This is a genomic window from Mycobacterium sp. RTGN4, assembly GCF_033804635.1.
Classification (GTDB): Bacteria; Actinomycetota; Actinomycetes; order Mycobacteriales; family Mycobacteriaceae; genus Mycobacterium.
In genome coordinates, this window is record NZ_JAPZLB010000006.1 from 63,265 (window position 1) to 75,723 (window position 12,459).

General features: G+C 67.6%; 13 protein-coding genes. 9 read left to right on the forward strand and 4 right to left on the reverse strand.

Translation table 11 applies throughout. From position 1 onward, the window contains the following. Window positions 1-287 precede the first annotated feature (287 nt). Window positions 288-932: a response regulator transcription factor gene (locus SLQ30_RS14410; protein WP_319450304.1), complete on the forward strand. Its 645-nt coding sequence runs from the start codon at window positions 288-290 to the stop codon at window positions 930-932. 1 nt (window position 933) lies between these two features. Further along, window positions 934-2,124 carry a sensor histidine kinase gene (locus SLQ30_RS14415; protein WP_319450253.1) on the forward strand — a complete coding sequence of 397 codons (1,191 nt, stop codon included), beginning with the start codon at window positions 934-936 and terminating at the stop codon, window positions 2,122-2,124. Between the two features lie 70 nt (window positions 2,125-2,194). Here SLQ30_RS14415 and SLQ30_RS14420 read toward each other — a convergent pair whose 3' ends face one another. From SLQ30_RS14420 to SLQ30_RS14430, 3 genes are read right to left on the reverse strand one after another with little or no spacing between them, the layout of a single operon-like run. After that, window positions 2,195-3,340: an acyl-CoA dehydrogenase family protein gene (locus SLQ30_RS14420; RefSeq protein ID WP_319450252.1), complete on the reverse strand. Its 1,146-nt coding sequence runs from the start codon at window positions 3,338-3,340 to the stop codon at window positions 2,195-2,197. 24 nt (window positions 3,341-3,364) lie between these two features. Beyond that, entirely contained in the window at window positions 3,365-4,813 is a 1,449-nt protein-coding gene (gene pntB / locus SLQ30_RS14425) for a Re/Si-specific NAD(P)(+) transhydrogenase subunit beta (protein ID WP_319450251.1), read from the reverse strand. A gap of 2 nt (window positions 4,814-4,815) precedes the next feature. Then, window positions 4,816-6,348 (reverse strand): Re/Si-specific NAD(P)(+) transhydrogenase subunit alpha, encoded by a 1,533-nt coding sequence (locus SLQ30_RS14430; protein ID WP_319450250.1) that lies wholly within the window; start codon window positions 6,346-6,348, stop codon window positions 4,816-4,818. A 153-nt stretch (window positions 6,349-6,501) separates the two neighbouring features. Between SLQ30_RS14430 and SLQ30_RS14435 the strand changes: the two genes are divergently transcribed. From SLQ30_RS14435 to SLQ30_RS14465, 7 genes are read left to right on the forward strand one after another with little or no spacing between them, the layout of a single operon-like run. Further along, window positions 6,502-6,834: a hypothetical protein gene (locus SLQ30_RS14435; protein WP_319450249.1), complete on the forward strand. Its 333-nt coding sequence runs from the start codon at window positions 6,502-6,504 to the stop codon at window positions 6,832-6,834. Window positions 6,835-6,872: 38 nt separating this feature from the next. Further along, window positions 6,873-8,042 carry an acyl-CoA dehydrogenase family protein gene (locus tag SLQ30_RS14440; protein ID WP_319450248.1) on the forward strand — a complete coding sequence of 390 codons (1,170 nt, stop codon included), beginning with the start codon at window positions 6,873-6,875 and terminating at the stop codon, window positions 8,040-8,042. 6 nt (window positions 8,043-8,048) lie between these two features. Continuing rightward, window positions 8,049-9,209: an acyl-CoA dehydrogenase family protein gene (locus tag SLQ30_RS14445; protein WP_319450247.1), complete on the forward strand. Its 1,161-nt coding sequence runs from the start codon at window positions 8,049-8,051 to the stop codon at window positions 9,207-9,209. A 23-nt stretch (window positions 9,210-9,232) separates the two neighbouring features. After that, window positions 9,233-9,718: a MaoC family dehydratase gene (locus tag SLQ30_RS14450; protein WP_319450303.1), complete on the forward strand. Its 486-nt coding sequence runs from the start codon at window positions 9,233-9,235 to the stop codon at window positions 9,716-9,718. Continuing rightward, window positions 9,718-10,161, forward strand: a complete 444-nt coding sequence (locus tag SLQ30_RS14455) for a MaoC/PaaZ C-terminal domain-containing protein (RefSeq protein WP_319450246.1) — start codon at window positions 9,718-9,720, stop codon at window positions 10,159-10,161. The genes SLQ30_RS14450 and SLQ30_RS14455 overlap by 1 nt, the downstream gene beginning before the upstream one ends. 13 nt (window positions 10,162-10,174) lie before the next feature. Beyond that, window positions 10,175-11,386 (forward strand): thiolase family protein, encoded by a 1,212-nt coding sequence (locus SLQ30_RS14460; RefSeq protein WP_413468038.1) that lies wholly within the window; start codon window positions 10,175-10,177, stop codon window positions 11,384-11,386. Between the two features lies 1 nt (window position 11,387). Next, window positions 11,388-11,792 (forward strand): Zn-ribbon domain-containing OB-fold protein, encoded by a 405-nt coding sequence (locus SLQ30_RS14465; RefSeq protein WP_319450245.1) that lies wholly within the window; start codon window positions 11,388-11,390, stop codon window positions 11,790-11,792. A 17-nt stretch (window positions 11,793-11,809) separates the two neighbouring features. Here the strand turns inward: SLQ30_RS14465 and SLQ30_RS14470 are convergent, their stop codons facing one another. Continuing rightward, window positions 11,810-12,445 carry a PadR family transcriptional regulator gene (locus SLQ30_RS14470; RefSeq protein ID WP_319450244.1) on the reverse strand — a complete coding sequence of 212 codons (636 nt, stop codon included), beginning with the start codon at window positions 12,443-12,445 and terminating at the stop codon, window positions 11,810-11,812. Between the last annotated feature and the right edge of the window lie 14 nt (window positions 12,446-12,459).

A 12,459-nucleotide genomic window follows, 5' to 3' on the forward strand; every position in this document is an offset into this window, starting at 1 on the left:
AGTGAACTCGGCGCCAACGCCGACACCCCGCCACGTTGCTCATGACAGGTGCGGGGTGCTTCGGCGTTCACGTCACCAAGTCTCTGTCGGCTGCGGGGTATCGCGCTCTGGATGCGGAGTCGTCGCAGGTCGTGCAGGTGATGGCGAAGGCGCGCGGCCACGGTGACGGGTAAACCGTGCGCGCGCCCGCCCCTTCCCCGCCGAACGCGGATTACCGCCACGGTCCTGACGCCGGACGCGTGACGGTAATCCACGTTCGGCCCAAGCTGGTGTGGGAAGCTGTCGCCGTGACCGGTCCGGCGAAGGTGACCGTGGTGGTGGGGGATGACCACCCGCTCTTCCGCGACGGTGTGGTGCGCGCGTTGGCGTCCAGCGGAACCATCGACGTGGTCGGCGAGGCCGAGGACGGACTGGCCTCGCTGGAGCTCATCCGGGCGCACCGGCCCCAGGTGGCACTGCTCGACTACCGGATGCCCGGCCTTGACGGCGCGCAGGTCGCCGCCGCGGTGCGCCGCGATGAACTGCCGACCCGCGTGTTGCTGATTTCCGCACATGACGAGTCGGCGATCGTCTACAGCGCGTTGCAGGAGGGCGCCGCCGGATTCATCCCCAAGGAGTCCAGCCGCAGCGAGCTCATCGACGCGGTGCTGAACTGCGCGAAGGGCCGCGACGTCGTCGCCCCGAGCCTGGCCGCCGGACTCGTCGGCGAGATCCAGCGTCGCAACGTTGACGACACCCCGACGCTGAGCGCCCGTGAACGCGAAGTGCTGGCGCTCATCGCCAGCGGCAAGACCATCCCGGCGATGGCCAAGGAACTGTTCCTGGCGCCGTCGACGGTGAAGACCCACGTGCAGCGGCTGTACGAGAAGCTCGGCGTCGGTGACCGTGGCTCCGCCGTCGCCGAGGCCATGCGCCGCAAGCTGCTGGAATAGCGTGGAACGCCTCCCTTGGCGGATCGTCGACTACTTCGCCTCAGAACCAGTCCGGGTGTCGGCGCTGCTGCGGCTGCCGCTGATCGCGTTGATGGGGTTCCTGGTCTGGCTGTGGGAGGTCGACAGCTGGTTGCCCGAGGTCTACACCGTGATCCTCGGTGCGTACGCGTTGGCTGCGGCGCTGTGGGCCGTCGCGGTGTTCACCGGCTCGATGCCGTGGTGGGGCGGCTGGGCGTCGACGGCCGTCGACGTGTTGGCGGTCGTCGCGCTGTGCGTGGTGTCCGGTGGCGCCACCGCGGCCCTGCTGCCGGTGTTCTTCCTGCTGCCGCTTTCGGTGGCGTTCGGTGACCGCCCGATCCTGACGGGCTTTCTCGGCGTCTTCACGGCCATCTGCTACCTGGCGGCGTGGCTGATCTACGCGGTGCGCGACAACCACGTCGACATGCCCGACGTGGTGTACCTGCAGTTCGCCTTCCTGTTGTGGCTGGCGGTGGCGACGACGGCGCTGTGCCTGGTGCTCTCGCGGCGGGCCAACCGGGTGAGGGCGCTGCAAGAGGTGCGCCAGCGGCTGGTGTCAGAGGCCATGCAGGCCGACGACCGGCACAACCGCGAACTGGCCGAACACCTGCACGACGGTCCGTTGCAGACCCTGCTCGCCGCCCGGCTCGAGCTCGACGAGGCGCGCGAACGCAACCCCGACCCCGCCTTGGACCGGGTGTACTCCGCGCTGCAGGACACGGCGAAGGGACTCCGGTCGACTGTCACAGAGTTGCACCCTCAGGTGCTCGCCCAACTGGGGCTGACACCGGCGGTGCGAGAACTGCTCCGGCAGTACGAGACTCGCTTCGACGTCGTCGCCGACCTCGAGGACGTCGGGAAACCGGCTTCGCAGACGCTGATGTACCGAGCGACGCGCGAACTGCTGGTCAACATCAACAAGCACGCCCGCGCGACCACGGTCACCGTCCGGCTGTTCCGGCGCGACGACCGGATCGTGATGACCGTCGCCGACGACGGCACCGGGTTCGATCCGGCGAACATCGACAGTGCCGTCGCCGAGGGCCACATCGGGCTTGGCTCGCTGCTGGTGCGCTTCGACGCGATGGGCGGCGCGATCGACATCGACTCTCAGCTCGGCGGCGGGACGCTGGTGACCGTGACGTCGCCCCCCGAGGACGCGCTCACCGCCTAGCCCTACCACCCGCCGAGTGGCAATTTGGCGACGTTTTCGGGCCTGCGACGTCGTGAGGTTCCCACTCGCGCTAAGAACTCAGCCCCCGGGCGATGACCAACCGCTGAATCTGGTTGGTGCCCTCGAAGATCTGGGTGATCTTGGCTTCGCGCATGTAGCGCTCGACGCGGTAGTCGCGGGTGTAGCCGGCGCCGCCGAACACCTGTACCGCGTCGGTGGTCACCTTCATCGCGGCGTCGGTGCACACCAGCTTGGCCACACTGGCTTGCGACGAGTACGGCCGTTCGGCGTCCTTGCGGCGCGCCGCGTCGAGGTACGTCGCCCTGGCGCTCCCCACGGCGGCAGCCATGTCCGCCAACAGGAATCCGAGTCCCTGGTGGTCGATGATCTTGCGGCCGAACGTCGTTCGCTCGTTGGCGTAGCGCGTCGCTTCGTCGAGGGCGGCCTGCGCGATTCCCGTCGCGACCGCGGCAATGCCCAGCCTGCCGGAATCCAGTGCGCTGAAGGCGATCTGCAGGCCCTGGCCCTCGGCCCCGATGAGCCGGTCGGCGTCCACCCGTGCGTTGTCGTAGAACGCCGACGTCGTGGGCACGGCGTGCAGGCCCATCTTCTCCTCGGGCTTGCCGAAGCTCAGCCCGCCGAGGTCGCCGGGCACCAAGAAGCAGCTGATCGACTTCTCGCCGGTGCGCGCGAACAGCGTGTAGAAGTCGGCGATGCCGCCGTGGGTGATCCAGGCCTTGGAGCCGTTGATGACGTAGCCAGGCGTCGGCCCGGCAGCAACAAACTCAGCCGCGCATCGCAGTGCGGCGGCGTCGGATCCGGCCTGCGGCTCGGACAGGCTGTACGCGCCGATCTGCTCACCGGACAGCATGCCGGGCAGCCAACGCTGCTTCTGCTCGTCGGTGCCGAACGTCAGCAGTGGATGTGACGACAGGCTGTGCACGCTGACGGCCACCGCGACCGCGGCCCAGCGGGCGGCAAGTTCCTCGAGCACCTGGAGGTAGACCTCGTAGGGTTGCCCGCCGCCACCCCACTCCTCAGGCTGCGGCAGGCTCAGCAGACCCGCGGCGCCCAGTTGGGCGAAGACGCCGCCGGGGTACGTCTCGGACTTCTCGTGCTCGTCGACGATGGGATCGAGCACCTTGTCGGCCACGTCGCGGGTCAGCGCGATCAACTCGTCGGCTTCGGAGGACGGCAGCAACCTGTCGACTGGCATGGTTGCAGATCCTAGTTTCCGGTCCTAATGGCCTACCGTGGCAGCTTCCGACAGCTCCGCGTTGATCGCGTCCACCCGGTCCTTGGCGTCACCAAAGAGCATCTGGGTGTTCTCCCGGAAGAACAGCGGGTTCTGCACGCCGGCGTAGCCCGAGGCCATGGACCGCTTGAACACGATCACGTTGGCGGCGTTCCAGACCGTGAGCACCGGCATGCCGGCGATCGGGCTGCTCGGATCCTCGGATGCCGCCGGGTTGACGGTGTCGTTGGCGCCGATGACCAGGACGACGTCGGTGCTGCCGAAGTCGTCGTTGATCTCGTCCATCTCCAGCACGATGTCGTAGGGCACCTTGGCCTCGGCCAGAAGCACGTTCATGTGGCCGGGCAGCCGTCCCGCGACGGGGTGGATGCCGAACCGGACGTCGACGCCGCGATCGCGCAGCTTTCGGGTCAGGTCGGCGACGCCGTACTGGGCTTGGGCCACCGCCATGCCGTACCCCGGCGTGATGATTACCGAGTGGGCCGAGGCGAGTAGGTCGGCGGCACCGTCGGCGTTGATCTCGCGGTGCTCGCCGTAGTCCACATCGGACCCAGCCCCTGAGCTTTCCATCCCGAAACCACCAGCTATGACGGAGATGAACGACCGGTTCATCGCCCTGCACATGATGTAGGACAGGTACGCACCCGAGGAGCCGACCAGCGCGCCGGTGATGATCAGCAGGTCGTTGCCGAGCAGGAAGCCCGAGGCGGCCGCGGCCCAGCCCGAGTAGCTGTTGAGCATCGACACCACCACCGGCATGTCGCCGCCGCCGATCGAGGCGACCAGATGCCAGCCCAACAGCAGCGCCAGCAGGGTGACCACCCCAAGCAGCCACAGCTGCGGATCGATCACGAACCACACCGTGAGCGCTGCGAAAACCACGAGCGCGCCGACGTTGAGGAGGTTCTTGCCCGGCAGCATCATCGGGGCGGACTTGATGCGGGCCGAGAGCTTCAGGTTGGCGACGATCGAACCGGTGAACGTCACCGCGCCGATGAACACACCGATGACGACCTCGGCGGAGTGGATGCCGCCAAGGCCCTGGCTCTGTAGCAGGGCGGCTTCGGCGCCGCCGGGGTCGCCTTCCACCAGTAGGTAGCCGTTCCAGCCCACCAGCACCGCGGCCAGGCCGACGAAGCTGTGCAGCAGCGCGATCAGCTCGGGCATGCCGGTCATCTCGACGACCTTGGCGCGCCACAGTCCGATCGCGGCGCCGATGACCATGGCGCCCGCGAGCAGCGCCAGGCCGATGGGCTCGATGTGCCGGGCCAGCGCGAGTGTGATGGTCGCGACCAGCGCGATGGCCATGCCGGTGATGCCGAAGCTGTTGCCTGCCCGCGACGTCTCGTGCTTGGACAGGCCGGCCAACGCCAGGATGAACAACAGCGCGGCTACGACGTAGGCCGCGGTGGCGGCGGTTTCTACGGTGAACATGGTCAGCTCCTCGAGAACATGGCGAGCATGCGGCGCGTGACCGCGAAGCCACCGAAGACGTTGATGCTGGCGAGCAGGATCGCGACCGAGGCGATGGCTGTAATCACTGTCTCGCCGTGGCCGATCTGCAACAGCGCGCCGACGACGATGATGCCGGATATCGCGTTGGTCACCGACATCAGCGGCGTGTGCAGGGCGTGGTGCACGTTGCCGATCACGTAGTACCCGATGACGATCGCCAGCGCGAAGACCGTCAGGTGCACTTGCAGTGCGGCCGGCGAGAACGCGATCAAGGCGAACAGCACCGCGGCCGCGGCGAAGGTGATGCCCAGCCGGCGGCCCGTCGTCATCGGCACCTTGGCGGGTTTCGGCTCGACCGAAGCACTGACCGCTGCGGCCGGCGCGGCCGACACCTGTACCTGTGGCGGCGGCCAGGTGACCTCGCCGTCACGCACGACGGTCACCGACCGCTGCACCACGTCGTCGAAGTCCAAGGTGAGCAGCCCGTCCTTCTCGGGAGTGAGCAGCTTGAGCAGGTTCACAAGGTTGGTGCCGTAAAGCTGGGAGGCCGTTGCGGGCAGCCGCCCGGCGAGATCGGTGTAGCCGATGATCGTCACACCGTTGTCGGTGACGACGGACTGATCCTTGACGGTGCCCTCGACGTTGCCTCCGTTGGCCGCGGCCATGTCGACGATCACGCTGCCCGGCTTCATCGAGGCGACCATCTCCGCGGTGATGATGCGGGGCGCAGGCCGTCCGGGGATCAGCGCGGTGGTGATGACGATGTCGACGTCCTTGGCCTGCTCGGCGTACAGCGCCGCCTCGCGGACCTTGTAGTCGTCGCCCATTTCCTTGGCGTACCCGGTGGCCGAGACCTCTTTTTCCGCGGACTCGACGGACAGGTACTCACCGCCGAGCGACTTGACCTGATCGGCGACCTCGGGCCGCGGGTCGGTGGCCAGCACGATCGCGCCCATGCCACCTGCCGCGCCGATGGCGGCGAGTCCGGCCACTCCCGCGCCGACGACGAGCACCTTGGCCGGCGGCACCTTGCCCGCTGCGGTGACCTGCCCGGTGAAGAACCGGCCGAAGGCGTGGGCGGCCTCGACGACGGCCCGGTACCCGGCGATGTTGGCCATCGATGACAGCACGTCCAGCGACTGCGCCCGCGAGATGCGCGGAACGGCGTCCATCGCCAGCACCGTGATCGGGCGGGCGGACAGCTTCTCGACCAGGTCTGGGTTCAGTGCCGGTGAGATCAGGCTGACCAGGGTGGCCTTGTCCTTCAACGAGGCAATCTCGCTGTCGGACGGCGCGTTGACCTTGAGTACTACGTCGGCGGACAGTGCCTCTCCGCGATCACCGACACTGGCGCCGGCCTCGACGTAGGCGGCATCGGAGAAGGTGGAGGCATCGCCGGCACCGGACTCGACGACGACGGAGTAGCCCAGTTTGAGCAGTTGTCCGACGGTCTGCGGCGTGGCGGCCACACGCGTCTCACCCGCGTGAGACTCGCGCGGTATCCCGATAATCATGCGAAGAGTCTCCCATCTGCTCCCGGGGCACGCGCGAACCCCTCGGGCGGTAAGCGGTGTGCTTACCCACGCTGATCTCGGTTGCACACCGAATTCGCATCGAGATCCCCCGGTTGGGTGCATCAGCCGTTCCCTGGCTGGACGATTGCTGTCATGAACATCGTGGTCGAACGAGGCTTGGCGCGGTGTCCTCGGTGTGCGGCCTCCGCTGACTACTGCTTCACCGAATGCGGCACCGAAGCGATCCGCTACGAGATCGAGTGTCGGATGTGCGGGGAGCAGTACTGCGAGGAGAATTCCACCTCCCCAGTCACATTCAGCATCGCGAGCTTCGTGCCTCCGGCGCCGGCCGTCGAGCCCGCCCCTGGCGCTTCGGCCCAACTGGTCACCGAGCTACGGCGGTGGTGGTCCGCGGCTTCCAGCGCGACGGCCAGCGCAGCGTCGCGCGTGCGACGCCAGATTCGCCAGTCGTTCTTTTCGGAATAGTCCGTTAAGCACTAAGGCCGCGACTACTCTGACCGCTCGTGGACTTCGAACTGGATGCCGCGCAAGAGGCTTGGCTGGCCGAGGTCCGCGACTTTCTGGACGAGCACGTCACCCCCGAGCTGCGCGCCGAGCTGGCGGAACACGACCTCGAGTTCCCCGGTGGTGAGATTGCGGCCTTCCGGCGCAAGGTCGGTGCAAAGGGCTGGTTCGGGCTGAACTGGCCGACGGACTACGGCGGGCTTGGCCTCGGCGCCGTCCATCAGCATCTGCTGATGCGCGAGTTCGAATACGTAGGTGTCCCGGGGCCCGACCTGACGGTGACCTCCGTGGCGCCGATGATCATGCGGCACGGCACCGAGCAGAACAAGTTGGAGTTCCTGCCACCGATCGCCAGGGGCGAAATGATTTGCGCGGTAGGGTATTCGGAGCCCGACGCCGGAACCGACCTGGCCAGTCTGCGCACCAGGGCCGTCCGCGACGGCGATGAATGGGTCATCAACGGCGCGAAGATCTGGAACAGCGGCGCGCAACGCTCAACTCACGAATGGCTGTGTGTCCGTACCGATCCGAACGCCGCCCGCCACCGCGGCATCTCGGTGATCATCGTGCCCGTCGACCACCCTGGCGTGGAGATCCAGCCGCTGTACGCCTGGTCGGGCTACCGCACCAACGAGGTGTTCTTCCGTGACGTGCGCGTGCCTGTCAGCAACCTGATCGGCGAGGAGAACCGCGGCTGGACCTACATCACCGGCGCGCTCGATCTGGAACGCGGGGCGCTCACCAACGCGGGCCCGATGCGCCGCGCGCTCGACGACTTGCTGGCGCTCACACTTCCCGACGGCAGCAAGCCTGCCGATAACCCGGTGTTCCGGCGCAGGCTCGCGCAGGCCGAAGCCGACGTGGAAGTCGCCATGCTGATGGGATACGAGGCCGCGTCGATGCTCGACAGCGGCGTGATTCCGACGGTGGAGGTCAGCGTCGAGAAGATCTTCACCAGCGAACTTCGGCAGCGCATCGCCGACCTCGCGATCGACGTGCTCGGCACGGACGGACTTCTGGCGCACCGATATTCGGGTGCGCCGGAAGGTGGTCGGTTCGAACGGCTCTACCGCGCCTCACCGCTGATGAGATTCGGCGGCGGCACCAACGAGGTACTGCGGGACGTCATCGGGCAGCGCGGCCACGGCATGCCGTCGTACGGACGGTGATCTGACATGAGACTGCTGCCAGACCAGGATGAGCGCGACCTCGCCGCTGCGTTGCGTGGCCTGCTTGCCGCCGAGTGCCCGACCACCGTCGCCCGGCAGTGGAAGGACGCCCAAGCGCCGAGCGTGCCGCCGACGTTGTGGAAGGCGCTCGCGGCAGCGGGGGTGCTGGGTCTCGCGGTATCCGAGGAGTACGGCGGGTCGGGCGGCGGGTTGACCGACCTCGGCGTGTTCTACATCGAGGCGGGCCGCGCCCTGTGTCCCACGGTGGTGCACGGCACCGTGCAGGCGGGGTTGGCGATCCAGGCGCTCGGAAGCTCGGCGCAGCGCGCGACGTGGTTGCCCGGCCTGTGCGACGGAACCCGAACGGCGACGACCAGCCTCTGGAATCCCAACGACGCCAGCGTCATCACGCCCACGCTACGGGCCCATCGCGAGTCCGATGGCGGGTGGCGGTTGGACGGCAACGCGGAGTTCGTCGCCGACGCCGACGCGGCCGACCACATCGTCGCGTCGGCCGCGGACGCCGAGACCGGACGGACCATGGCGTTCGTCGTGCCCTTGCGGACCGAAGGCGTTCGCACCGAGGCACTTTCGGTGATGGGCGGGTACCGCGCGTTCCGCGCGCACTTCGCCGATGCCGCGGTCACCGACGAACGAGCGGCGCTCGGTGAGGTCGACGACGATGCGTTGCGGCGCTTGGCGAACACTGCGGTCGCCCTGTCGTCACTCGATCTGGTCGGGGTCGGTGAGGCAGCGTTGGCGCGCACCGTCGACTACACCAAGATGCGCCACCAGTTCGGCCGGCCGATCGCATCGTTTCAGGCCGCACAGCATCTGGTGGCCAACATGCACATCGCATTGAGCGCGGCCAGGCTGGCCGCGCGCTCGGCCGTGTTCTGGCTCGGGCGCGGTCACGTTGCGACGCGGGAAACGGCGATCGCGCGGATGCACGCCGCAAGCGCGGCCAAGCTCGTCACCCTGGACGCCCACCAATTGCATGGCGGCATGGGCTTCGTCGTCGACACCGACCTGCACCTGTTCTCGGAACGGGCCCGCGTGTTATCGACCATCGGAGGTGGCGCCGACGTGGCGGCTACCTGGTTGGACGAGGACGAGTTGGAAGAGGACAAGTTGGAAGAGGACGGGTTGGAGGAGGACGGTTCGTGACCGACGACGGTGTGATCGACAGTCTGATCGACGAGGAGTCCGCAGCGCAGGTCGGCACCGTCGCGGCGACCGCGACCGGCGAGGTCAACCGGCGGGACTGGCAGCGCTGGGCGGCCTCGGCCGGCGACCACAACCCGCTCTGGTTCGACGCCGTTTACGCCCGCACCAATGGATACGACGACGTCATCTGCCCGCCGCTGTACCTGCAGTACTGCGTGCTGCCGGTGACGTCGTTGCAGGGGCTGCGGCCGGACGGCTCGTCGGGCGCCGTGTCTGGCGGCCTGGCCTTCCCGCGCGCACCCAAGCGGATGGCGGGCGGTGAGCAGTTCACCTTCCACCTCCCGTCGTATCACCGCGACGAGATCGAAATGGTGCGCACGATCTCCTCGATCGTCGAAAAGCACGGCAGATCAGGACAATTCGTGTTGGTCACGTGGCACACCAGCTACCGCAACCAGCGCGACGAACTGGTTGCCGAGGCGACGACCTCGATGATTGCGCGGCCGTGATGACTGCTAGGACCCAGGTCTACTACGAGGACGTCGAAACCGGCGACGAGCTGCCCGCGCTGACCGTCAGCGTTGACGAGACGCAGATGTTCTTCTTCAGCGCGGCGACCTACAACGGCCATCGCATCCACTACGACAAGCAGTGGGCACGCGAGGTCGAGGGGTACGACGACGTGCTCGTCCAAGGCCCGTTGCAGTCGGCGCTGCTGGCGCGCGCGCTCACCGACTGGATCGGCGGGCGGGGCCGGCTCGTCGAGTACTCGGTGCAGAACCGCGCCGTCGCACATCCGGGTCAGGAGCTCGTGTTCGGTGGTGTGGTCACCGGAAAGCGCTTGGCGGACAACATGGGTCTGGTCGAACTGGACATCGCGGGTAGGCGCGGTGACACCGTGCTGATGCCGGGTACGGCCACTGTCGCGCTGCCGTTGCGGGGCGGGTCCTAGTGGCGGGGTTCTGATGGCGTTGCAGGGAACCGCCGCGATCATCGGCATCGCCGAGCTGCCCGCCGAGAAGAAGCAGACCGGTCCGCCGCTGTTCACGCTCGACCAGTACGCCCGACTGGCCAGGATGGTCGTCGAGGACGCCGGGGTCGACGCCACCCTGGTCAACGGTTTGATCACCCACGGCGTCGCCGAATCGACGATGTTCGCGCCCGCCACGCTGAGCGAATATTTGGGCCTGCCCTTGGATTTCGGCGAGCGGGTGGACCTCGGCGGCGCCTCGTCGGCCGGAATGGTGTGGCGGGCGGCGGTGGCCGTCGAACTTGGATTGTGCGACGCGGTGCTCGCGGTGGTGCCCGGCTCGCTGACAGTGCCGCTATCTCAGCCCCAGGCCCAGCGTGGCGCTGCGCCGACACCGGGCTGGTACGGGGCGTCGAGCAACGTATTCGGTTCCCCGCAAGCCGAATACGAGATCCCGTACGGCAACGTCGGACAGAACGCGCCGTATGCCCAGATCGCCCAACGCTACGCGGCGCAGTACGGATACGATCCGACGGCGCTTGCGAAGATCGCGGTCGACCAGCGCACCAACGCCTGCGCTCATCCCGGTGCGGTGTTCCACGGCAAGCCGTTAGTGGTCGACGACGTGCTCAACAGCCCGATGATCGCCGACCCCATCCACATGCTGGAGACCGTCATGCGAGTGCAGGGCGGCACCGGAGTACTCATCGCCAACGCCGACCTCGCCCGCAAGGCGCGGCATCGTCCGGTATGGATCAAGGGCTTTGGTGAACACATCGCCTTCAAGACCCCGACCTACGCGCAGGACCTGTTGACCACACCGGTGGCGCGCTCGGCCGAAAGGGCTTTCGTGATGGCGGGACTCGAAAGGTCGGACGTCGACATCGCGTCGATATACGACTGCTACACCATCACGGTGCTGATGACGCTCGAAGACGCCGGCTTCTGCGGCAAGGGCGAAGGCATGGCGTGGGTGCAGTCGCACGACCTCACCTTCGCTGGTGACTTTCCGCTGAACACTGCGGGCGGCCAGCTGTCGTTCGGCCAGGCCGGGATGGCGGGCGGCATGCATCACGTCGTCGATGCCGCACGGCAGCTGATGGGCCGATCCGGGGATGCGCAAGTCGCCGAATGCAATACGGCGTTCGTCAGCGGCACCGGAGGCATCATGAGCGAGCAGGTGGCCCTGTTGCTGGGAGGCGACTGACGTGAGTGAGTTTCCGCTCCCCGAGCCGACGCCCGTGTCCGCGCCGTTCTGGCACGGCCTCACCGAGCACCGGATCGTCATCCAGTTTTCGCCATCGCTGGACCGCTACGTCTTCTACCCGCGCACGCTGGCGCCCGGAACGCTGGCCGACGATCTCGAGTGGCGCGAAATCGATGGCGCCGGCGAGCTTTACACGTTCACCGTGGCGGACCGGCCGACGGGACCGCCGTGGGCCGACGCGCTTCCGCAGTTCCTTGCGGTGGTGCAGTGGGACGTCGGCCCGCGCATCAGTACGGAACTGGTCGACGTCGCGCGCGAGGACATCCGAATCGGAATGCGCGTGGCACCGGTGTTCTGCGACGTGCCGGACGCTGGCGTCACGCTGCTGCGGTACCGCCCGGCGTGACGGCTGGGGCTTGCGGCTCAGGGCTTGCGGCGCTTCTTCCCGGGTTTCGCAGCCCGGGCCGCGGCGAGCCTGTCCAGGTCGGCGAGCATCGTGTCGGCGCGCCGGCATTCGTCCTCGTAGTACTGCACCGACCAGTTCAGCACGACCTCGGGGTAGGCCCATTCCGGTACCGGGGCGGCCCCCTTGGCGTCGGCGAGCGCGCGGACCCGCATGCGTTCCGACTGCGCGCGATGCGCGACGAGCACCTCACGTAGCTTTTCCGGATCGGCCGTGTGGCCCAACCACATTCGCAACATCACGCCATGCTTGAGCACGGCGGGTTCGGCAGGCGACTCATTGGCCCAAGCCGTCACGGCCCGCTCGCCTTCCTCCGAAATCCGGTACAGCCGCTTGCCACGCACGTCGTTCTTGTCGACGATCCGCGACGTGACTAGCCCGAGCTCTTCCAGCTTCTTCAGCTCGCCGTAGATCTGGCTGTAGGACGGCGCCCAGTAGAAGAAGCGCAGGCTCCAGTCGGCCCACTTCTTCATGTCGTAACCCGAGAGTTCCTCGCCGAACGACAGGATGCCGAGCACCGCCCAACTCGTCGCCCGCAAGGCGGGATACGCCGGGGGATTCGCCGTGGGACCCGGCACAGTGCCCTCGTCAGCCATTGCGACACCATAGT

Coding starts and splice junctions, on each gene's coding strand:
- pntB (WP_319450251.1), bottom strand. CDS start 4,813: ATGTTCACCGTAGAAACCGCCGCCACCGCGGCCTACGTCGTAGCCGCG.
- SLQ30_RS14420 (WP_319450252.1), bottom strand. CDS start 3,340: ATGCCAGTCGACAGGTTGCTGCCGTCCTCCGAAGCCGACGAGTTGATC.
- SLQ30_RS14430 (WP_319450250.1), bottom strand. CDS start 6,348: ATGATTATCGGGATACCGCGCGAGTCTCACGCGGGTGAGACGCGTGTG.
- SLQ30_RS14470 (WP_319450244.1), bottom strand. CDS start 12,445: ATGGCTGACGAGGGCACTGTGCCGGGTCCCACGGCGAATCCCCCGGCG.
- SLQ30_RS14435 (WP_319450249.1), top strand. CDS start 6,502: ATGAACATCGTGGTCGAACGAGGCTTGGCGCGGTGTCCTCGGTGTGCG.
- SLQ30_RS14445 (WP_319450247.1), top strand. CDS start 8,049: ATGAGACTGCTGCCAGACCAGGATGAGCGCGACCTCGCCGCTGCGTTG.
- SLQ30_RS14455 (WP_319450246.1), top strand. CDS start 9,718: ATGACTGCTAGGACCCAGGTCTACTACGAGGACGTCGAAACCGGCGAC.
- SLQ30_RS14460 (WP_413468038.1), top strand. CDS start 10,175: ATGGCGTTGCAGGGAACCGCCGCGATCATCGGCATCGCCGAGCTGCCC.